The sequence below is a fragment of the Bradyrhizobium sp. 930_D9_N1_4 genome, from assembly GCF_052076015.1.
GTDB lineage: Bacteria > Pseudomonadota > Alphaproteobacteria > Rhizobiales > Xanthobacteraceae > Bradyrhizobium.
In genome coordinates, this window is the sequence record NZ_CP197236.1 from 5,813,393 (window position 1) to 5,834,050 (window position 20,658).

23 protein-coding genes are annotated in these 20,658 nt (G+C 64.3%); 13 read left to right on the forward strand and 10 right to left on the reverse strand.

Going from position 1 to position 20,658, the window contains the following annotated elements:
• The first annotated feature begins 3 nt into the window (after positions 1 to 3).
• The 3 genes from AB7532_RS27675 to AB7532_RS27685 all read left to right on the forward strand — a co-directional run bounded on the left by AB7532_RS27675 (position 4) and on the right by AB7532_RS27685 (position 3,425).
• Entirely contained in the window at positions 4 to 1,035 is a 1,032-nt protein-coding gene (locus AB7532_RS27675) for an NAD-dependent epimerase/dehydratase family protein (protein WP_441237852.1), read from the forward strand.
• 27 nt (positions 1,036 to 1,062) lie between these two features.
• Complete coding sequence (locus tag AB7532_RS27680) at positions 1,063 to 1,689, forward strand: methyltransferase family protein (protein ID WP_441237853.1); 627 nt, start codon at positions 1,063 to 1,065, stop codon at positions 1,687 to 1,689.
• Positions 1,690 to 2,120: 431 nt separating this feature from the next.
• Entirely contained in the window at positions 2,121 to 3,425 is a 1,305-nt protein-coding gene (locus tag AB7532_RS27685) for a PQQ-dependent sugar dehydrogenase (RefSeq protein ID WP_441237854.1), read from the forward strand.
• 196 nt (positions 3,426 to 3,621) lie between these two features.
• Here AB7532_RS27685 and AB7532_RS27690 read toward each other — a convergent pair whose 3' ends face one another.
• Both AB7532_RS27690 and AB7532_RS27695 read right to left on the reverse strand, forming a co-directional pair.
• Positions 3,622 to 4,446, reverse strand: a complete 825-nt coding sequence (locus AB7532_RS27690; RefSeq protein ID WP_441237855.1) for an aspartate dehydrogenase — start codon at positions 4,444 to 4,446, stop codon at positions 3,622 to 3,624.
• Positions 4,447 to 4,484: 38 nt separating this feature from the next.
• Positions 4,485 to 5,402 carry a LysR substrate-binding domain-containing protein gene (locus tag AB7532_RS27695; protein ID WP_441237856.1) on the reverse strand — a complete coding sequence of 306 codons (918 nt, stop codon included), beginning with the start codon at positions 5,400 to 5,402 and terminating at the stop codon, positions 4,485 to 4,487.
• Positions 5,403 to 5,687: 285 nt separating this feature from the next.
• Between AB7532_RS27695 and AB7532_RS27700 the strand changes: the two genes are divergently transcribed.
• From AB7532_RS27700 to AB7532_RS27720, 5 genes are all read left to right on the forward strand, one after another.
• On the forward strand, positions 5,688 to 6,986 hold the full coding sequence (locus AB7532_RS27700; protein ID WP_441237857.1) for an MFS transporter: 1,299 nt from the start codon (positions 5,688 to 5,690) through the stop codon (positions 6,984 to 6,986).
• A gap of 21 nt (positions 6,987 to 7,007) precedes the next feature.
• Positions 7,008 to 8,081 carry a tartrate dehydrogenase gene (locus tag AB7532_RS27705; protein ID WP_441237858.1) on the forward strand — a complete coding sequence of 358 codons (1,074 nt, stop codon included), beginning with the start codon at positions 7,008 to 7,010 and terminating at the stop codon, positions 8,079 to 8,081.
• 237 nt (positions 8,082 to 8,318) lie between these two features.
• The gene (gene hspD / locus AB7532_RS27710) at positions 8,319 to 8,774 is read left to right on the forward strand and encodes a small heat shock protein HspD (protein WP_441237859.1); all 456 of its coding nucleotides are present in this window, start codon (positions 8,319 to 8,321) and stop codon (positions 8,772 to 8,774) included.
• A gap of 119 nt (positions 8,775 to 8,893) precedes the next feature.
• Positions 8,894 to 9,211 carry a hypothetical protein gene (locus AB7532_RS27715; RefSeq protein ID WP_441237860.1) on the forward strand — a complete coding sequence of 106 codons (318 nt, stop codon included), beginning with the start codon at positions 8,894 to 8,896 and terminating at the stop codon, positions 9,209 to 9,211.
• A gap of 26 nt (positions 9,212 to 9,237) precedes the next feature.
• On the forward strand, positions 9,238 to 9,474 hold the full coding sequence (locus AB7532_RS27720; RefSeq protein ID WP_441237861.1) for a hypothetical protein: 237 nt from the start codon (positions 9,238 to 9,240) through the stop codon (positions 9,472 to 9,474).
• 287 nt (positions 9,475 to 9,761) lie between these two features.
• Here AB7532_RS27720 and AB7532_RS27725 read toward each other — a convergent pair whose 3' ends face one another.
• The 4 genes from AB7532_RS27725 to AB7532_RS27740 all read right to left on the reverse strand — a co-directional run bounded on the left by AB7532_RS27725 (position 9,762) and on the right by AB7532_RS27740 (position 12,363).
• The gene (locus AB7532_RS27725; RefSeq protein ID WP_441237862.1) at positions 9,762 to 10,691 is read right to left on the reverse strand and encodes a LysM peptidoglycan-binding domain-containing protein; all 930 of its coding nucleotides are present in this window, start codon (positions 10,689 to 10,691) and stop codon (positions 9,762 to 9,764) included.
• A gap of 140 nt (positions 10,692 to 10,831) precedes the next feature.
• The gene (locus AB7532_RS27730) at positions 10,832 to 11,179 is read right to left on the reverse strand and encodes a hypothetical protein (RefSeq protein WP_441237863.1); all 348 of its coding nucleotides are present in this window, start codon (positions 11,177 to 11,179) and stop codon (positions 10,832 to 10,834) included.
• Positions 11,180 to 11,190: 11 nt separating this feature from the next.
• Positions 11,191 to 11,319, reverse strand: a complete 129-nt coding sequence (locus AB7532_RS27735; protein ID WP_441237864.1) for a hypothetical protein — start codon at positions 11,317 to 11,319, stop codon at positions 11,191 to 11,193.
• 180 nt (positions 11,320 to 11,499) lie between these two features.
• Positions 11,500 to 12,363 (reverse strand): DUF3313 domain-containing protein, encoded by an 864-nt coding sequence (locus tag AB7532_RS27740; protein WP_441239365.1) that lies wholly within the window; start codon positions 12,361 to 12,363, stop codon positions 11,500 to 11,502.
• A gap of 171 nt (positions 12,364 to 12,534) precedes the next feature.
• Between AB7532_RS27740 and AB7532_RS27745 the strand changes: the two genes are divergently transcribed.
• Entirely contained in the window at positions 12,535 to 13,212 is a 678-nt protein-coding gene (locus tag AB7532_RS27745) for a TetR/AcrR family transcriptional regulator (protein ID WP_441237865.1), read from the forward strand.
• Positions 13,213 to 13,230: 18 nt separating this feature from the next.
• On the opposite strand, the gene AB7532_RS27750 is transcribed toward AB7532_RS27745, so the two are convergent.
• Positions 13,231 to 13,848: a CGNR zinc finger domain-containing protein gene (locus AB7532_RS27750; RefSeq protein WP_441237866.1), complete on the reverse strand. Its 618-nt coding sequence runs from the start codon at positions 13,846 to 13,848 to the stop codon at positions 13,231 to 13,233.
• A gap of 125 nt (positions 13,849 to 13,973) precedes the next feature.
• On the opposite strand from AB7532_RS27750, the gene AB7532_RS27755 reads away from it, so the two are divergent.
• Positions 13,974 to 14,825: an alpha/beta fold hydrolase gene (locus tag AB7532_RS27755; protein ID WP_441237867.1), complete on the forward strand. Its 852-nt coding sequence runs from the start codon at positions 13,974 to 13,976 to the stop codon at positions 14,823 to 14,825.
• 21 nt (positions 14,826 to 14,846) lie between these two features.
• Here AB7532_RS27755 and AB7532_RS27760 read toward each other — a convergent pair whose 3' ends face one another.
• Positions 14,847 to 15,851, reverse strand: a complete 1,005-nt coding sequence (locus AB7532_RS27760; RefSeq protein ID WP_441237868.1) for a zinc-binding metallopeptidase family protein — start codon at positions 15,849 to 15,851, stop codon at positions 14,847 to 14,849.
• A 345-nt stretch (positions 15,852 to 16,196) separates the two neighbouring features.
• Between AB7532_RS27760 and AB7532_RS27765 the strand changes: the two genes are divergently transcribed.
• Entirely contained in the window at positions 16,197 to 16,589 is a 393-nt protein-coding gene (locus AB7532_RS27765; RefSeq protein ID WP_441237869.1) for a PRC-barrel domain-containing protein, read from the forward strand.
• A 133-nt stretch (positions 16,590 to 16,722) separates the two neighbouring features.
• On the opposite strand, the gene AB7532_RS27770 is transcribed toward AB7532_RS27765, so the two are convergent.
• A complete protein-coding gene (locus AB7532_RS27770; RefSeq protein ID WP_441237870.1) occupies positions 16,723 to 17,145 on the reverse strand; it encodes a MarR family winged helix-turn-helix transcriptional regulator in 423 nt (140 codons plus the stop codon).
• A 166-nt stretch (positions 17,146 to 17,311) separates the two neighbouring features.
• Here AB7532_RS27770 and AB7532_RS27775 point away from each other — a divergent pair, with 166 nt between their 5' ends.
• Together AB7532_RS27775 and AB7532_RS27780 are read left to right on the forward strand one after the other, a co-directional pair.
• A complete protein-coding gene (locus tag AB7532_RS27775) occupies positions 17,312 to 18,520 on the forward strand; it encodes an ABC transporter substrate-binding protein (RefSeq protein ID WP_441237871.1) in 1,209 nt (402 codons plus the stop codon).
• A gap of 16 nt (positions 18,521 to 18,536) precedes the next feature.
• Positions 18,537 to 19,715 carry a cytochrome P450 gene (locus AB7532_RS27780; protein WP_441237872.1) on the forward strand — a complete coding sequence of 393 codons (1,179 nt, stop codon included), beginning with the start codon at positions 18,537 to 18,539 and terminating at the stop codon, positions 19,713 to 19,715.
• A 35-nt stretch (positions 19,716 to 19,750) separates the two neighbouring features.
• On the opposite strand, the gene AB7532_RS27785 is transcribed toward AB7532_RS27780, so the two are convergent.
• Complete coding sequence (locus AB7532_RS27785; RefSeq protein WP_441237873.1) at positions 19,751 to 20,470, reverse strand: hypothetical protein; 720 nt, start codon at positions 20,468 to 20,470, stop codon at positions 19,751 to 19,753.
• Between the last annotated feature and the right edge of the window lie 188 nt (positions 20,471 to 20,658).

Consider the following 20,658-nt stretch of genomic DNA (forward strand, 5'->3'; position numbering starts at 1 on the left):
TGCATGGCTCTCGTACTGGTTACCGGTGGCAGCGGCTTCATCGGACATCATCTCGTAGAATCGCTCCGCGCCCGTGGGCAGCGGGTGCGCGTGCTCGATGTTCGTCCGCCGGCCGCGGCGAACACCGACGTTGAACATGTGCACGGTTCGGTGCTCGACGCCGCTGCGGTCGATGCCGCCGTCGCGGGCGTCGATCAGGTCTATCACCTCGCCGGCCTGCCCGGCATGTGGGTCGCCAACAAGCAGGACTTTCACGAGGTCAATTGCCGCGGCACCGAGGTGGTGCTTGCGGCTGCAATGAAGCGCGGTGTCTCGCGCTTCCTGCACTGCTCGACGGAATCGATCCTGTTCCCCTATTCGAATCTCAACGGCGAGGCCGCCGAAGAGGCGCTGCAGCCGGCCGACGCGATGCCCGGCGCCTACACGCGTTCGAAGTCGCTCGCCGAGCACCATGCCGCGAAGGCTGCGGCCAGCGGCTTCCCGCTCGTGATCGGCACGCCGACCATGCCGATCGGGGCCGCCGACCACAATCTGACGCCGCCGACCGCGATGCTCTGGTACTTCCTCCAGAAGAAGGTGCAGCCGCATCTCAACTTCCTGGTCAATCTCGTCGACGTCCGCGACGTCGCGATGGGCCTCGTGCTGACGATGGAACGCGGTCGCCTCGGCCAGCGCTACATTCTCGGCGGCGACTGCGTTCCGCTCGGCAACATCCTTCGGATGATGTCGGCGATGAGCGGGCGCCGGCAATTTCCGGTGGTCGTGCCCGGCAAGATCGCCGAGCTCTCCGCGATCATGCTCGAATCCATTTCCGATCGCATCACGCGCCGGCCGCCCAACGGCACTGCCGAGGGCGTGCGCATTGCGCTTGCCGCGAGCGACCTTTCGATCGGCAAAGCCCGTAACGAGCTCGGCTATGCGCCGCGCCCGATCGAACCGGTCTTGCGCGAAACCATCACCCATCTTCTCGCCCGCAACGGCCAGCAGCCCTCCGGCGCCATCGAGCGTCACGCGCTCTCCTCGCGCGCGGGCTAAGCCGCCGCCTCAACGCAAAGAACCTTCATGTCCTTCGATTTCAGCAAGCTTCTCTCTGTCGCCTGGGGTGGTTGGACCACGGCGTGGCCGACCGAACTCCTGGCCCTGATCTGGCTCGCCTTTCTCGCCAGTTGGGTCGGCGCCTCGTTCTGGCAGGGGCAGACCAAGAAGCAGGTCATGACGCTGGAGTCGCAGCGCTATCGCCTGCCGATCCTGGTCGGCGGCATCCTGTACACGCCCTGGGTTGCACAGATCCTGGGCTGGAAGCCGCTCTGGGTGCTCGGCAACACCGGCATCGCCATCGCCGCGGTCCTCTCGGTCGCCGGCATCGCCTTCGCCTGGTGGGGCCGGCTGCATCTCGGAAAATTCTGGTCCAACACCATCACCCACAAGGAAGACCACCGCGTTATCGACACCGGCCCCTACGGCATCGTGCGCCACCCGATCTACACCGGTTTGATCTTCGGCATGCTCGTCACGGGCATCGCAATCGGCCTCGTCACGACGATCCTCGGCGCCATCCTGATCTCGGTCGGCATGTGGCAGAAGGGCCGGATGGAAGAGGTGTTCCTGTCCAAGGAGCTCGGCGAGGACGCCTACGGCGCCTATTGCCGCCGCGTGCCGATGATCATTCCGTTCCTGTCGCCGCGGTGATGTTCAAGCACCTGCACTGACCGCCGACACAACGCTCATATCAAACCCGTCATCCTGAGGTGCGAGGTTGGCGATGCGACTGCATCGCCGGCCGGGCCTCGAAGGATGCACGGCCGAGATGTGTCCGGGCCGTCTATCCTTCGAGGCTCGCAAGAGCTCGCACCTCAGGATGACGGGGATAGACCTGCATCCTCCCCGCCATGCAAATTCGGCGTGCCGCCATTGCGCGGGCCATAAACGGCCCGATCCGAGCCTGCACAGGTTGACCTTTTTAGCGCTACCCAGTTGGATGCGCGCGCAACTGGGCATGACGACATCCATCGTGGATCTGGAGAGATCGACGATCAGGCATGGATCAGGTCCCATGGCCCGCGCGGGGCTTTGGGCGATCTGGCGTTGGACTGTGCCTCAGGGTTCAACAGGGGCTTTTCATGAATTTTTCCAGCATCTTTGCGCAGTTCGTCGCACTCGTCGGTGGCGTCGCGCTGCAATGGCGAAAGCTGTCGGGCACCACGCCTGCGCCGGCCTGGGGCCAGGCGCCGGCGATTCCCGAGGCGAAGCCGCAAGGCGCGCTGCCGACGTTGAAGATGCCGACCGCGCGCGGCTGGAGCGAAGGCCAGAAGCCGACGCCCGCACCCGGGCTCAAGGTCAACGCATTCGCAACCAACCTCGACCATCCGCGCTGGATCGATGTGCTGCCGAACGGCGACGTGCTGATCGCGGAATCGACGCAGATCGCCGGCGCCCCCCGCAGCGTGTTTCACTACGCGATGCAGGCAACCATGCGACGTGCCGCGGCGCTCGGCGTCTCCGCCAACCGCATCACGCTGCTGCGCGACAGGGACGGCGACGGCGTGGCCGAAGTGCGCGGCGCCTTCATGGAAAACCTCAGCCAGCCGTTCGGCATGGCCCTGGTCGGCGACACCTTCTATGTCGGCAACACCGACGGCGTGATGGCCTTCCCTTACGTCGCCAATGCCGACAGCATCACCGCGCCGGGCAAGCGGCTCACCACCTTCAAGCCGAACGGCCACTGGACCCGCAGCCTGCTCGCCAGCCCCGATGGCAACAAGCTCTATGCCGGCGTCGGCTCGCTCAGCAACATCGCCGAGATGGGCATGGAGGTCGAGGAAGGCCGCGCCGCGGTCTACGAGCTCGATCTCGCCGCCGGCACGCATCGCATTTTCGGCGCCGGCCTGCGCAATCCCGTGGGTCTAGCCTGGGAGCCGACCACGAATGTGCTCTGGACCGTCGTCAACGAGCGCGACGGGCTCGGCGACGAGACGCCGCCGGACTATCTGACCTCGGTGCGCGATGGCGGCTTCTATGGCTGGCCCTATTGCTACTGGGGCAAGACGGTGGACGACCGCGTGCCGCAGGATGCAGCGCTGGTCGCCAGGGCGCTTCAGCCGGACTATGCGCTCGGTGGTCACACCGCCTCGCTCGGCCTGTGCTGGATGCCCGCAGGGACCTTGCCCGGATTCCCCGACGGCATGGTGATCGGCCAGCACGGCTCGTGGAATCGCAGCACGCTGTCCGGATACAAGCTTGTGTTCATCCCGTTCGAGAACGGCAAGCCGTCCGGCCCCGGTCGCGACATCCTGTCGGGCTTCCTGTCCCCGGACGAGAAAGAATCCTACGGCCGCCCGGTCGGCGTCGTGATCGGCCCCGACAAGAAGTCGCTGCTGATGGCCGACGACGTCGGCAACGTGATCTGGCGCGTGACGGGCGCGTAAGTGGCGCCGCGGCGCGTATGCGTTCCGTCATCCTGAGGCGCGAGTGATGGGGCGCTCAGCGCCCCATCGCGAGCCTCGAAGGATGAACGGCCGAGATGCAGCCGGGCCGTCGTCCTTCGAGGCTCGCCGAAGAGGCGAGCACCTCAGGATGACGGTGATAGAGCGCAGCGCCGTCTGGGGTAACTAGTTCGCCCTGTTACGTCCCCACACACAACGTGGCGCGCTGCTTGCGAAGCAGCGCGATCACGGAGAGCGCGGTAATCATCCCGGTCTTGGGATTTTCGGACGGGATGTTCTCGATGCCCATCGAGAACCGCGCCGAATCCGCCTCCACCTCGATGCGATGAACGTTGCGCGTCACGGTGGGATCGGCCCAGACCTGCATCTGGGTGCGATCCGGTCCGATGCCCGCGAGCGACAGCGCAACAGCGACATTGACGTTTGCCGGAAAGCCCTTCGCCGCTTCGCGCGCAGATCCTTCGAACAGCTTGAGCGGCTCGCGCAGATTGTCGATGTCGATGTTGTTCTCGACGATGAACGGCGCGCCCCTCAGTCCGTCGATCGGCTTGCGCGTCACCATCTTCACCGAATGGATGGTGCCCACGGCGGCAGCGTTGACCGCATCGAGGCCGATCAGCGCGCCCGTCGGCACGATGATGCGGCCGCCATTGGCGCGGGCGAGATCGATCAGATCGAAATTGTCGAGCAGACCGCCGACGCTGACGACGATTGCGGCCTTGCCGCGCTTCACGGCGGGTTCGACGATCGCGCGCAACTGGCTGCTCGGCGCGCATTCGACCACGATGTCGGCGGCGTCGCCGAGCTGGTCGATTGGCAGGATTTGCGGCGGACGGCGAAGGCCGCTGATGAAGGCCTGGTGCTTGGCGGGATCACGCACGGCGACGGCCGAGAGCGTCAGCCCCTCGATGCCCTGATCGAGCGCGGTCGCGATCTTGGTACCGATCGAGCCCAGGCCCGCGATGGCAACCTTCAACTCGCCCGAAGCTTTCTGTCCCGTCATCGCATCCCACCTTCTCGCCAAGCCCATGTCATAACCTCTCACGCCTCCCGCGCATAGCTGCGCAGGCGTGCCTCCAGCACGGCCAGCATGGCATCACGGGCGGGATCGCGCGAGCCACGCAGCCAAACGGCGGCCAGCGGCAGCCGCCCGACCGGGCCGCTCTGCTTCGGCCGCAGCGGCACGAAGCGCACCCCCGTCACCGCCATCCGCGTGGTCCAGCGCGGCACGATCGCGACCCCGAGCTTCGTTGCCACCAGATGGACGATGGTCTGCTTCTCGTCGGCGACCTGCACGATGCGCGGCGTCAACCCGGCCTGCTCGAACAGTTTTATCGTGAGGTCATGGCTGTGCGGCCGCGAGCGGCGGTCCGGCACCAGCATGGCCTCGTCGGCAATCTGCGCCAGCGTGACCGACTTGCGCTGCGCCAGCGCATGCCGCTGCGGGAACGCCACGATGGCGGTCTCCTGGAGCAGGTCGCGGAATTCGAGCCGCTTGTCCGGCTGAACCGGCGGGCGAACGAAGGCGAGATCGAGCGCACCGGTGAGGATCTTCGGCAGCAGCCGCACGGTCTTGTCCTCGAGCAGCTGCACCGCGATGTCGGGATGCTGATCGCGGAAATCCCGCAGCAGCGGCGGCAGCAATCCCGCCGCCGCGCTGTCGATGGCGCCAATTCGCAATCGTCGCGCAGCGCCCACGCGCGAGCGGTTGCGCAAATTGCTTTCGACCGCTTCGACCTTGGCGAGGATGGCGCGGGCATCGCGCAGCAGCGTCGTGCCATCGTCCGTGAGCGACACCGCGCGCGTCGTCCGCGCGAACAGCCGCGTTCCCAGATCCTCTTCCAGCAGCCTGATCTGCCGGCCGAGCGCGGACGGCAGCATCTGGAGCTGCTGCGCCGCATGGCCGAAATGCAACTGCTCGGCCGCCGCCACGAAGCATCGGAGCTGATGCAATTCCATTCGCCGTCCTCTCGTCTTCCGCCCCGGGCCATCGCATTGCATGAGGTCGTCATGGCCGGGCTTGTCCCGGCCATCCACGCCTTTCTCCGCGGAACGAAGAACGTGGATGCCCGGGACAAGCCCGGGCATGACGCTGTGGAAGCTTCAGCGCGCCTAACGCCCGCCGGCAGCCTTCCGGCGAGGATTATATCATTTTTTTGTATAAACCAGCGCGAATTGAGTCTGCCTCCCTCCCCCGCCTAGGCTTGCCGCCACACAACAAACCGGAACCTGAGGGAGGCGAGGATGGCGAGCGAGATTCAGACGCGCGTGCTGCGCAAGATCAGCTGGCGCATCGTTCCCTTCATCATGCTGCTGTACTTCGTGGCCTTCATCGACCGCGTCAATATCGGCTTCGCCTCGCTGACGATGAACAAGGACATCGGCCTGTCGCCGACCGTCTACGGCTTCGGCGCCGGCATCTTCTTCTGGGGCTACTTCCTGTTCGAGGTGCCTTCCAACATCATCCTGCACAAGGTCGGCGCGCGGATCTGGATCGCGCGGGTGATGATCACCTGGGGTATCGTGTCCGCCGCGATGGCCTTCGTCCAGGGGCCGACCAGCTTCTACATCCTGCGCTTCCTGCTCGGTGTCGCGGAGGCCGGCTTCTTTCCCGGCATCATCCTCTATCTCTCCTACTGGTTCCCGGCGCGCCAGCGTGCCGCGGTCACCGCGCTGTTCATGGCGGCAGCCCCACTCTCGACCGTGCTGGGCTCGCCGATATCGGGCGCGCTGCTGGAGATGGACGGCCATCTCGGCTTCAAGGGCTGGCAATGGCTGTTCGTGCTGGAGGCGGTGCCGGCCGTGCTGCTCGGCTTCGTCGTGCTCGGCTTCTTGACCGATCGCCCCGAGAAGGCGAAATGGCTCGCGGATGACGAGCGCCGCTGGTTGATCGAGACCATGAACATGGAGACCACCAGCAAGGCCGCGACCGCGAGCCACAGCATCTGGCGCGGGCTTGCCGATCCGCGCGTGCTGGCGCTGTCGCTGATCTATTTCGGCACCTCGGCCGGTCTCTACACCCTCGGCGTCTGGGCGCCGCAGATCATCAAGCAGTTCGGATTGTCCTCGCTCCAGGTCGGCTTCCTCAATGCTCTGCCGGCAACGGCTGCCGTCGTCGCCATGATTCTTTGGGCGCGGCATTCGGACCGCACCGGCGAGCGCACCTGGCACGTCGTGTGGGCCTGCCTGATCGCCGCCGCGGGCCTCGCCTATGCCGGCCTTGCCACCGGCGTCGTCGCCGTGCTGGTCGCGCTTGCTCTCGTGAACATCGGCATCTCCTCCGCAAAGCCGCCGCTGTGGAGCATGCCGACGCTGTTCCTGTCCGGTCCGGCCGCCGCAGCCGGCATCGCCACCATCAACTCGATCGGCAATCTCGGCGGCTTCGTCGGCCCCGCCATGATCGGCCGGATCAAGGACCAGACCGGCAGCTTTGTCGGCGGCCTCTATTTCGTCAGCGGCCTGCTCGTTCTCTCGGCGGTCCTGACCCTGCTATTGTCGCGCGCACAGACCGCGCCCGTCGAACCCGTCCCGCAATCCCGCTAATCTCTCTCACGGAGCACTTCCATGCGCACCCATTCGATCGCAGCCATTCCCGCCGACGGCATCGGCCCCGAGGTCATCTCCGCCGGTGTCCGCGTGCTGGAGGCGCTGGCAAAACGCAGCGGCGACCTCGCCTTCACCATCAAGACGTTCGACTGGGGTTCGGACTATTACAAGAAGCACGGCGTGATGATGCCGGCGGACGGCCTCGCCGAGCTCAAGAATTTCGACGCGATCTATTTCGGCGCGGTCGGCGCGCCTGATGTGCCTGACCACATCACGCTGTGGGGCCTGCGCCTGCCGATCTGCCAGGGTTTTGACCAATACGCCAATGTTCGGCCGACCAAGATTTTGCCGGGCGTCGCCTCGCCGCTGCGCAATGTCGGGATCGGCGATCTCGACTGGGTGATCGTGCGCGAGAACTCGGAAGGCGAATATGCCGGCATGGGCGGCCGCGCGCACAGGGGCCTGCCGGAAGAGGTCGGCACCGAAGTCGCCGTGTTCACCCGCGTCGGCGTCACCCGCATCATGCGCTATGCGTTCCAGCTCGCGCAGTCGCGTCCGCGCAAATTCCTGACCGTCGTGACCAAGTCGAACGCGCAGCGCCACGGCATGGTGATGTGGGACGAGATCGCGGCCGAGGTCGCGGCTGAATTCCCCGACGTCACCTGGGACAAGATGCTGGTCGACGCCATGACGGTGCGCATGACGCTGCATCCGAAGAGCCTCGACACCATCGTGGCGACCAACCTCCACGCCGACATCCTCTCGGATCTCGCGGGCGCGCTCGCGGGCAGCCTCGGCGTGGCGCCGACCGGCAACATCGATCCGCAGCGTCGTTTCCCCTCGATGTTCGAGCCGATCCACGGCTCGGCCTTCGACATCACCGGCAAGGGCATCGCCAACCCGGTCGCGACGTTCTGGACCGGCGCGCAGATGCTCGAGCATCTCGGCGAGAAGGATGCGGCGGTGCGACTGATGGCAGCGGTCGAGAAAGTGTGTGCGGCCGGCGTGCTGACGCCCGACGTCGGCGGCAAGGCGACGACGAAAGAGGTGACCGACGCCGTGATCGATGCGATCCACGGATCGAACGTTTAGGCGCTGAATGGTTTCTGCACCGCGAACGCGAGCCGTCGGCGATCGTTCGCGGTTTACCAGGAGGCGGGGTTCAAAAAAATTTCGTCCCCCTCTTGAAACCAAAATCGGTTTTTTTTATTTTTCGGTTGCCACCGAGAGGTGGCGTTCCCGGCGCCTGATGGGTCGGGAAAGACTGAGACGGGCACCGGTCGTGACCGGTGCCGCTCGTATCCATTTTGCTCTTTGGAGGATCTGGCTATGCGCACTTACGACTTCTCTCCCCTCTGGCGTTCGACCATCGGCTTCGATCGCCTCTTCGACCTCGTTGAAACGGCACAGCGTGCCGGCGAGGATAATTATCCCCCCTACAACATCGAGCGCGTCAGCGACGATCGCTACCAGATTACGCTGGCGATTGCGGGCTTTTCGCCTGACGAGATCTCGGTGACGGCCGAGCAGAACGCCCTGACCGTCGAAGGCCACAAGGCCGACAAAGCCGAACGCGAATATCTCTACCGGGGCATTTCCGCGCGTCCGTTCAAGCGGCAGTTCAACCTCGCCGACTATGTCCAGGTGAAGAGCGCCGCATTCGAGAACGGTCTGCTGAAGATCGAGCTGGTCCGGGAAATTCCCGATGCCATGAAGCCGCGGCGAATCCCCATCAATGGCGCATCTGCCGGTACCGTGCATCAGCTCGAAAGCAAGGCCGCCTGAATTTCGTTGATCGGAGGCCTGGTACTCCCGCCCGAGCTCCGGGCGGGAGCTACCCTCGCCCTCCGTTGCGTGCCGTACTGCAAACCAGAGGTTTAGCGAAAGGAGAAGGAGAACCTCTCATGATCGATCATGCCGACAACATCATCGACCTGAACGCGATATTGCATCCCGGCTCCGTCTACGATCATCCGCGCGACGTCCTGGCGGATCCGGATCTGTCGATCGGAGAGCAGCGGGCGATCCTGGCGTCCTGGGCCTCGGACGCAGCCAGCGTCGCCTCAAACCCGGCTTTGAGAGAACTCCCTGGTTCGGACAAGGCGGTCACGATCGACGAGATTCTCGAAGCCCTCGCGTCGCTCGATCGCCATCCGAAGGGGCCTCCGGGTGGCAAGCCAGTCCGCACGAGATCCGTCTCGCGAACCGGCCTTGCAGCCTAAGCAATCACTCCACGGGGATCACGACCATGATGGATGACGAAGTCGCCCTATTGCGCGCGCACTGCAATAACATCAGCCGCTACCGGCGTTTGCTCAAGACCGAGCTGACCGATTTCGAACGGCGGTTCATCGAGCGACGGCTGTTGGAAGAGCGCGCCGTGATCGAAAAACTCTCGGCCTCCACCTTTCCGCTCGCCTTCCCAACTCCGAACACGGTGACCGACAACGCAACCGCGCTCCAGATGGCGAGCGCCCAGGGCTGACCGAGATGTCAGATAGTTTCCCGACATTCGAAGTGTTTCTGAAAAGGTGCGGCCGAAGGACCTGGCAGTGGCGTGTTTGCACGACGGAAGGACGCCTCGTCATGCAGGGGTCGGAAAATCGCCGACCCGCGGCCAAATACGCCGCTGAAAGGGCATTGTTTCTGATGCTTCTCGCTGCGCCCTATCAACCGGCGGGCCAAGCTTCTGCGATGGCTCGCCCGACGCCGGTGACATCTGCATCAAGATGGCTGCCGCGGCACTCGTAAGGCGAGGCCAGGGAAGCCGTCTTATCGCCGCCCCTGCGGCGCCGCCATCGCGGCCGCGGCGTCCGGCGGCGTCAAATGGCGCGGGACGATGATGGATTGTCCCGGCGTCAGCGTCGCGTTCTCCGCCAGCGAATTACTTTGCGCGAGCGTCCACAGCGGCACGCGATTGGCTGCGGCAATGCTCTCCATGGTGTCCCCACGGCGCACCGGCACCCGCACGCCCGAGTCCCACAATTCCACCAGCGTATCCGCCGGCACGAGATAGCGCAGCGGCAGGGCGTCGGCCTGGGTCTGGGGCGGGATGCGCGGCAGTTGCGTCACCATCTCGACGATCTGGCGATGGATGTCGTCGGACTTCTCGATGTTGATGTGCGAGACGCGGCTGTTTTCCTTCAAATCGTAGCTCGCGTAATGGCCGCGAAAGCCAGGCACGGCCACGACGTCGCCGCCGCCGAGCACGCTGTCGGACAGGAAGATGTTGATGAAGCGTTCGACGTTGAGCGGTACGTCGCCGGTCGCATGCGCGGGATCGATGGCGATGACGAGGCTGATCGGAATGTTCTCCTTGGCCGCCATCTCGGAGATGACGACGGAGCACAGCCCGCCCATGGAATGGCCGATCAGCACGATCGGCGCCGGGCTTTCCTTGTAGCTGGAAATGGCACGATCGCCGATCCATCGGCAGATGGTGAATTCGTAGACGTTGGCCGAAAAGCCGGCCTTGGTCAGCTTCTCTTCGAGCCGGTCCATGCCGGTCGAAAAGATCGGCCCCATGGCGCCGCGGAACAGGTAGATCTTGGGCGGCGGCAGCGCGACGGGCGCGGGAGGCGGCGGCGCGGTGGCCGTCACTGGCGCACGCTTCGACTTGGGTGGTGAGGCCACGGCCGTGCCGGTGCTCAAGGCGAGCAGCGCAACCGCTGCCAGCACCACAATTCGCCTTGGATCAAGCATCAGTCCAGCAGTCCCACCACGGGAGGCCAATGCCTCCCCCGGGCGCTTAGTGACCATCGATTGGGTGGTTTTTGGGGCACGGAACCGGGGCCGTTGACGGCCATCGCTCGAAGCCCCTCGTTCCGCCCTGCATTCCCGCGTCAATTGAAAGGAATCCATGGCTGGGCTTCGCAAGCCTCGACAATCACCGAACTCTGGACGCCCTTGTAGGCGTCGTCGTCGAAAAAGACCGAATAGGCGGGGCGTCTGTCGGACGGACCACCGCGTTGCCTCAGGCAGACGAAATACGATCCCGGTCCGTGGTCGGTATGGCGGACGGCACTTGTCTCGAGTCCTCCAGTCAGCTTGGCCTCGGTGGCTGCTTTCCTGACGCCCTCCTGCACCGCCTTGGCGGCTGGTGCGCGCGAAGCATGATAGGCGGGCGGCAGATTGGCGCTCGAAGCGCATCCTGCCAGCAGCAGCGTCAGGACGGCCGACAAGGCCGCCATAGAGCGGCGCCTCATCCCTGGGTCAGGATCAGATAGAAGCAGCCCGCGACCGTGGGCAGGACTGCAACCAGGGCCGCCATCCAGAAGCCGGGCTCGAGGATCGAGTCATCCGTCTCGCCGTCCATGCGACGATCGGCCATCGTCCGGCTCCACGCTTCGTCGGCCGTGAACAGAGGAACGCTCCTGGCGCTCGCATCGTCGCGCGCTGCGCTTTCGCGCAAAACACGTTGGGAAGAGCGTGTCGTTCCGGAAGTCAGCATGTCACCTACTCTGATCGGCTACTGATGTGTGTCGGGCTGGATGCGCGGGGGACGCAGCTATCACTGCGTCAGCGCCTGCTCTGAACTCGGCCCTGGCGGCGGGGCCGGGACCGGATTGTTGGCCGGACTCTCCCTGGCACCGGAATCCGTCCATGCCGGCGGCAGGCCGAGGCCCTGCCCTGCAAAGCCGGTCAGGCCCGGAAAACGTCCGAACGCCTCGCACGCGACGTATTTGGGCGCGCCGCCGAGCCGCACGGGAATGCTGTCCATCGGCGGCAGCGCCGGGACTCCGCCGAAGGGCGACTCCCCTGTCACGACCAGCTTGGCGAAGTCCGCGCCGAAATCGGCGGCAAGGTCATAGGCATCGCCTTCGTTGGCGACCCGCGCGGAGTTCGAGATGGAATTGGCGCTGCGCGCCCAAACCATGGCCGCCTTCTGAAATCCTGCAAAATCGCGCGCTTCCGCCTCGACCGACAGGCTGCCGAGTCCGACCGGAAGCCGCGGCACCGGCACGGGCACGGCAGGCAGCGCGACGGTCTTGGCAATCGACAGGGCCTTCGACGCGCCGGAGGCGGTCGCGCTGGTCGGCGTCGCGTGCGTCACCGTCGCCTGCACCGTGAGGTCGGCGTCGTCGTCGGAGGAGACGATGCGAAAACGCTCGCTCAAACGCAGGCACAATTCGCGACTGACGGCGTTCGCAACCAGGCGGCGCTCCTTTTCGGTCAATTCGACGCCCGTGCGCGCCGGAAAGACGGTCGATGCGATCCGGATGGTCTTGGCCGCCAGCAAATCCTTCTTGTTCACCCGGATCTGCGACCGCGTCACCAGCCCGTTCGCGTCCGACATCCGGTCGTAGCTCCTGAGTGAGCCGGCGCGTTCGAGCGGCGCGACCGCGCATCCCCCGAGAGCTAGCGCGGCGCTCATCAGGACCGTCCGTGGAAAGCGCATGGCCCCATTCCCGCATCGGCGGATTATTAGATAGATCACTCTAATAATCATTCTCGCGCACTGTAACATCGGTCAACATAAATAGATGGAACTGTCTAATTTTGATTTTCTCGTGGCGAATCCTCGTGCTAAACGGGGCGAATGTGAATGGAGATGTCCGGTTTGAGGAAAGTCGACCCCGTCAAGCACGAGCAGAAGCGCTCCGAGATCCTCGGCGCGGCGATCCGCTGCTTCATCTGGGACGGCTTCCGCGGCGCCAGCACGACGGACATCTGTACTGAGGCCGGCATCAGCCCGGGGCACCTCTATCACTACTTCCCGAGCAAGATGGCGATCATCGAGGCGATGATCGATTTGGGTCTCGCCCGTACGGCCGAGCGCTTCGAAAAGATTCTCGCCGCGCCCGACGTGATCGAGGCGCTGCTCACCGACATCGAGGAAACCAGCCTGCGGTTTCGACCCGCCCAGATCCTCAATCTGGATGGCCTCGCGGAGGCCGCCCGCAATCCGGAATTCGCCAAGATCATCGAACGCCACACCAAAGCGGTCCGCCGCATGTGGGCCGACTTCCTGCGCCAGGCGCAAAGCAAGGGGCGGGTTGATCCGGGACTGGACCCGGACGCGACGGCGGACATCCTGATCGCGATCATCGATGGATCACGCGCGATGCCGATCCGCAATCCGAAGCTGGATGTCAAGCAAAGCACCGCGCATCTGAAGACGATGCTCGTCCGCTTCCTGAGCCCGCACGAAGCACAGAGCACGGCGGGCAAGCCGCGCCCTCAAAGCACCAGCCGTCCGCTCAAGCTGGTCAGGAAGCGATAGCGCGGCCCCCGGCCCGGTTTACTGCCTGCTCTTGAGCCTGCTGCGATGCGCGGCCTGCTTGGCGCGATTGCCGCAGACCGCCATGATGCACCATCGCCGCGCGCGCCTACGGGTGTGGTCGGCGAACAGCATCGTGCAGTGATGGCCCTCGCACGCCTTCACGTCGGTGAAGTCTTCCTCGCAGACGAATTTCGCCATCGCTTCGCCAACCGGCAGAAGCAGCGCTTCGGGCGATCGCCAGCGCCGCGTCCTGTGCAATGACAGCGCGCGGCCATCGCCGTGTCCGGCTTCGATCCGGCTGAAGGTCTCGTCGCGCTCCAGCAAATCGTTCAACGGACCGAGTTCTTTGAGAGCCGCCGCCGTGAGCGGTTGCCCCGCGTGCTTGCGCACGAAGCCCCTGAACCATTCGCGCAGGTCGCGCGCCTGATCCGCGACCTTGTCGAGTTCGCCCGGCTTCGCGCGTGCCCTCACCGCGTGCAGCTCATCTGGCGGCACCAGCTTCGCCTGCGCCAGCCAGTCGATCAGGCCATCACCATCGTCGAGCCAATCGACGGGCGTCTCGACCGGTGTCGCCACCGAATTGAGGAAATCAAGGCCGAGCGAGTCGGCGATGAACATGGCGGGCGTTCTGTCCATGAGCGGGTCCCTGGCCGGTCCTTGAGATGCTCAAACTAAGTAACCTGTAAAAAGATTATTGACAAGTTACGCACCTCATTAATAACCTAATTAAAGGCATTAAACAGGTTACATTGGAGACAGCGATGACCCAGACCTCCTACCGCACCGCCGACACCGACGGATTCAAGGTGTTCTATCGCGAGGCCGGCCGCGTCGGCGCGCCGAAGCTTCTGCTGCTGCACGGCTTCCCCAGCGCGGGACACATGTTCCGCGACCTGATCCCGCTGCTGGCCGACAGGTTTCATATCGTGGCGCCCGACCTTCCTGGCTTCGGCCAGTCCGACATGCCCTCGCCCGAAAACTTCAGCTATAGCTTCGATAACATCGCACGTGTGATTGAGCGCTTCACCGAACTGATCGGCTTCGATCGCTTCGCGGTCTACGTTTTCGACTATGGCGCGCCGACCGGCTTCCGGCTGGCACTCAGCCATCCCGAACGGATCACGGCGATCATCTCGCAGAACGGCAACGCCTATGAGGACGGCCTGAGCGACGGCTGGACGCCGATCAAGGCCTATTGGCAGGACCCGTCGTCGGCCAATCGCGAGGTGCTGCGCGGCTTCCTCACGCCGGAGGCGACGCGCTGGCAGTACACGCATGGCGTCCCCGATCCGACCCTGGTGTCACCGGACGGCCAGAACCTCGACAATTTCTATCTCGCGCGCCCGGGTTCGGATGACGTGCAGCTCGATCTGATGGGCGACTACAAGAGCAACGTCGCGCTCTATCCGTCATTCCAGAAATATTTCCGCACGCACAAGCCGCCGTTCCTCGCGGTCTGGGGCAAGAACGATCCGTTCTTCATTCCGCCCGGCGCCGAGGCGTTCAAGCGCGACAATCCCAATGCGGTGGTGCAGTTCTTCGACACCGGACATTTCGCGCTGGAGACGCACGCGCGGGAGATTGCGGACAGCATCCGCACGTTCCTGACGTGAAGGAAGCTGCCCTCTGTCGCGTCATGCCGCGAGCTTCTGTTGCTCGCGGAACGCGCTGATCGCCATATGCACGAGGTGCAGCTTGCCCTTCACCGCAGGCGATATGTCGAACGGATAGGCGTCACTCATGCCGAGCGAGCGGTTGAGTTCGTTGATGCCGCGAGCGAGCGGCATCCACAATGCGAGAAGCGCTTCGAAGTCGCTCTCCAGATACGGATCCGTCAGGGTCTGCCGGGCTCGCTCGTTCAGCGCCAGGGGCAGACCTGCCAGCGAGTCGAGCGTCGAGACGATATGCAGGAAATGCGCGAACGTTTCCGCCCAATCCTCCCAAGGATGGGATGTAGCGTACTCGCTGATGAATCCCATCCGGTCATATGAACGATCGCTGCGGCCATAATAGGTGTTGATCGCCGTCTGATAGTCCTGCGTATCGTCGCCGAAGATCAGCTTGAACGGCCCCTGGAATGTCGTGCCGTCGACCAGCAAGTCCCAATAGAAATGACCGATCTCGTGGCGGAAATGGCCGAGCAGCGTGCGGTACGGCTCGCGAAACGCCACGCGACGGGCTTCGCGCTCGACATCGTCGGCCTCCGCGAGATTGAGCGTGATCAGGCCCGAGAGATGGCCGGTCAGGATCGGGCTGACTTCGTCCGAGAGCATATCGAATGCGACCGGTGCGCCGCCACGCGATTCAAGTGGTAGTCCCAGCCGACGGAGATCGTAAAGCAGACGGCGCTTGGCCTCCTCCATGCGCCGCCAGAGCATGACGTGTCTGGTATTGCCGAGATCCGGAGTTGTGCGCGTGAGGTCGCACGAGCTGCAATACCAGTCCTCGCCCTCGACACACCAGTTGCAGCCGATGATCTCGCGGTTACGGCAAGCTTGATGGGATTCGAGTTTCGTCAGGTCGATTCGCGACGCATTGAATACGAGCTGAGTGCCGCAATTCGCGCACGCGACGTGCTCGAACGAGACGGGTTGGCCGCAAGACCGACACTGAAATATCTTCAATTGCTCTGGCCCCAAACAGACGGCACGCCGGTCAACCGGCTCATCACTTCGAGGAGTTCTTGCGACCCTCGCTCTTGCCGGCGAGCAGCGCCCGTTGCGTCTTGAGCGCGTGCTGCCGCAACAAGCCGGCCCGCGTTGCGCTCAACTGATCCGATCGTGGCCGCGACTTTGTCTCAGGCGCGTTTTCGGCAACCGGCCGAGCTGTCCACGCCCGCTCGGGCTGAACTGACATCGGTCCGGCATTTCGCTTCTGAGCCATGATGCAACAACGCCAGATTGAACACCGGGTTCCTTCCGGTTCGCGCAGGGAACCTTCGCCGAATTGTCCCGTTGGAACCTCATCAATTGAGGAGGACCAAGATGAAAAAGCTCGCTCTCACCTGTGCTCTTGTGGTTGCCGCCGTCACGGCCGCGCATGCCGCGACCACCACCGTGAAGTCGGCGCCGTCCGAAAGCTGGACGGTGAGCAACTACTACAAGCAGGCCGTTTACGACCCCAAGGAAAGCAAGATCGGCGACATCGACGATGTGCTCGTCGACAAGTCCGGAAAGATCACCGGGCTCGTCCTCGGTGTCGGTGGCTTTCTCGGCGTCGGTGAAAAGGATGTCATCGTGCCCTTCAGCGCGGTGAAGACCGCCAAGAAGAACGACAAATGGTGGCTGACCATCGACGAGACGAAGGACACGCTCAAGGACGCGCCGGGCTTCAAATACGACAAGGCGAGCACGACCTGGGTGCCCGAGAAGAAGTAAGTCTGTCACCATCGACGCTGCGACAGGGCGCGCTGCTTCCGCGGCGCGCCCTTTTCGTGTGCAGCGACCAAATCGCGTTTTGCGCGATAGACAAAGCGGGTGCCGTCGCCGAGCACGCCTAAGGGGCCCGACCCTAAAGCGGCAGGATCCGGTTCAGCAATTCGAGCAGCGTGCGCTGCTCGGCCTTGCTGAGCGGCGCCAGCATTTTTTCGTTGTAGGGCTCCGTGAGCCTTGCCCCCTCGGCAATGAGCTTTGCTCCCTTGGGCGTCAACATCAGCTCGACGGCCCTGCGATCCGCCTTCGAGCGGTTGCGCTTGATGAAGCCGGACGATTCGAGCTCGTTCAGGATCTTGATCAGATTCGGCAGGCGCAGCCGGAGCAGGCTGGCGAGGCTGCTCGGCGGCACGCCCGGATTGTCGCGAATGACGGCGAAGATCGCATAGGTCGCCGGTGTCAGGCCCAGCGCCGCGAACTCCTCGTAGAAGCCTTCGAAGAACTTCAACTGCGCGAGCCGCAGCATGAAGCCGGGCGTCCCTTGCAACGCGCGTAGATCCATCGATCCTTCCAACGGCTGCGCGGGCTGCGCTCCGGGACGTGCTGTTTTCGGGTTCATGATTGTTGATCCGCGGCGGCTCGAAATCGGCTGAATTGACACTTTCAAAAATAGCTATAAAATATAACTATTATTGAGCGGCACCAAGACCGCCTGTGGGAGGGACATAATGAACAGCAAATTCCTGCACAAATTGTGCATTTTGGCTTCGATGCTGGTTGCCGCGCCGGGCTTTGCCCAGGATGTCGTGAAGATCGGCGTCCTGAACGACCAGTCGGGTCCGTTCGCGAGCTATCAAGGTGTCGGCTCGGTCGTCGCCGCAAGAATGGCCGTCGAGGATTATGGCGGCAAGGCCGCCGGCAGGCCCGTCGAGGTCGTCGCGGCCGACCATCAGAACAAGACCGACATCGGGATCGGCATCGCCAGGCGCTGGTACGAGAACGACGGCGTCGATGCGATCTTCGATATTCCCAACTCGTCGATCGCGCTCGCGGTCGCCGGCATGAGCGCCGAGAAGAACAAGGTCTTCGTCGGATCGGGTGCAGGAACCGTGCTGCTGACCGGTGAAAAATGCACGCCCAACACCGTGCACTGGACCTACGACACCTATGCCTACGGGCGCGGCCTCGGCAAGGCGATCGTGCAGCAGGGCGGCAAGAAGTGGTTCTTCATCACCGCCGACTATGCCTTCGGACATGATCTGGAGAAGCAGGCCGCGGAGGCCGTAAAAGCTTCCGGCGGCGAGGTGCTCGGCAGCGTGCGGCATCCGCTGGGAACGGCGGACTACGCTTCCTTCCTGCTCCAGGCCCAGGCTTCGGGCGCGAACGTGGTCGGCTTCGCCAATGCCGGTGACGACACCATCACGTCGATGAAGCAGGCCGCCGAATTCGGGTTGACCAAGGACCACAAGCTCGTCGGACTGATCCTGGGCATGAACGGCCTTCCCTCGCTCGGGCTGAAGTTCGCGCAAGGTGCGCAGATCATGAACCCGTTCTACTGGGATCTGAACGACGGCACGCGCGCTTTCGCCAAGCGCTTTGCCGAGCGCATTCCGTCGAAGGCCTATCCGAACGACATGCAGGCCGGCGTCTATGCCGCGGTCATTCACTATCTCAAGGCGGTCGACAAGGCCGGTGGTGCCAAGGACGGCAAGGCCGTTGTCGCGGCGATGAAGGAGATGCCCACCGATGATCCGCTGTTCGGCAAGGGCTACATCCGCAAGGACGGGCGCAAGATCCATCCGCTCTACCTGCTTCAGGTCAAGGCGCCGGAGGAATCGAAATCGGCCTGGGATCTGCTGAAGGTCGCGGGCACGGTCAAGGGCGAGGATGCGTTTCGGCCGGAGAGCGAAGGCCAATGCCCGCTGACCAAGCCATAGCGGCCGGGATCTGATCATGAGCGGCATTGCATCCAGTGCGGTCGACCCGTTTGCGCCCGACTTCCTGATCGACCCCTATCCTGCCTACGATGCGCTGCGCGCGCTCGGGCCTGCGTTCGAGCTGGAGCGTTACGGCGTGTGGGCCATGGCCGGCTATGCCGAGGTCGAGCCGGCCCTGAAGGACTGGAAGACGTTCATCAGTGGCGAGGGCGTCGGACTCAACGGGATGAACCCGGCGCTGCCAAAACCGCTGACGCTCCAGATCGATCCGCCCGACCACGACAAGGGCCGCCGCGTCCTCGGCCGCACGCTGTCTCCGGGCATCGCAAGGAAGCTGCGTGAAACGTTTCAGCTTGAGGCGGAGCAGAAGGTCTCGGAGCTGATCGACAAGGGCACGTTCGATGCCGTGGCCGAACTTTCGGAAGCCTATCCGATGAAGGTGTTTCCGGATGCGATCGGCATCCGCCCGGACGGCCGCGAGAAGCTGCTGGCCTGGAGCACCTTCGTGTTCGACAGCTTTGGCCCGGAGAACGAGATGCTGGCCGCCTCACGCAAGGCAGGCCTCGCCGCCCAGAGCTGGATCATGGAATGTTGCGCGCGCGATGCGTTGCAGCCCGACGGACTCGGCATGATGATCTACCAGGCGGCCGACGAGGGCGAAATCACCGAGCACGAAGCAACGCATCTGGTGCGCCCGTTCCTCACCGCCGGGATCGACACCACGGTCAACGGCATCGGCAACACCCTGCTCGCGCTCGCCACGCACCCGGACGAGTACAGCAAGCTCCACGAGAGGCCGGAGCTGGCGCGCAACGCGTTCGAGGAAGGCCTGCGCTACGATTCACCGGTGCAGACGTTCTTTCGCACCACCTCGCGCGACGTCGCGATCGGCGGCGGCGTGATCCCCGCACACCGCAAGGTGCTGCTGTTCATGGCCTCGGCCAACCGCGACCCGGCGCGCTGGGGCAATGCGGACCGCTTCGAGGTGGAACGGGCTGCGACCGGGCATGTCGGCTTCGGCGCCGGCATTCACGCCTGCGTCGGCCAGATGATCGCGCGTCTGGAAGGCGAATTGATCTTCGCCGAGCTTGCAAGGCGCGTGAAGACCATCGAGCTCACGGCAGAGCCGAAACGCAGGCTCAACAACTCCCTGCGGGGGCTGGAGAGCATGCCGGTCCGCGTGACGGCCGCTTAGGCTGCATCACGCGGTGCCGGTGCGACCAGCCGCGGTCAGTTCCTGGCCGGAGCCGATGCCGCCGCCGAGCGCGCCTGCCTGGGTGCGCCGGGTTCGGCGACCGGCACAGCCGGTGCGCGCGAGCGCATGATCGCGGCGTCGATCTCGGCGATGACGCGGCGCTGAATCGCCTCGTTCTTGTCGATCGAGATGTGGCCGACGCCGGTGCCGCGCACGTCGACATTGTCGAGCTTGCCGCGGAAGCCGTCGGCGCGCTTCACCGGTTCGCCGGGGCCGTCGCCGATATAGATGTTGATGTAGCGCTCGGCGCCGGTGGTGAGCTTGGTCTTGAACACGGAGTCGAGACCGATCGCGAGCTTCACGGGCACGCCCTGCTGGTTGAGCTTGGCGATCATGTCCGGCAGCGCGGTCGCGCCGGAGGAATGGCCGACCAGCACGATGGTCTTGAGCCGGCCGGCCTTGTAGTTCGCGGCGGCTTCATTGGCGAGCGAGGACCAGGAGACGAAGTTCGCAACGGTCACCGGGATGCCCTGCGCCTGGAGGCGGGCACCGATCGTGTCGAGGCCGAGCGAAAAGATGTTGAGCACCCCGCGGAGCAGGTAGACATGCGTGGTCGCGACCTGGGCCTGACTTGGGGCCGCCCGGGCCGTGGTCGGGCTGATGGCAACAGCTGACAGCAGGAGCAGGCAGAGCGCCCACACGCGGAGGGCGGGCAATTGGCTGGCGCCGGCGGTGTGACGGCCGTTCGGTCTCATCGATCTTTTTCCCTGGGGACAATACGCTTTGCGAGCCGGAATCGTAGCCACGGCATGCTCGCAGACGCAACAAAGAGGCGCGTGAACGGCAAATCTTAGCCACGGCGCGTGACCATCGCGCAACACCTGCCCGAAACCTGCCACCGAAGCGCCTGTTTTGAGACCAATTTTCTTCGGCCAATTGCGAC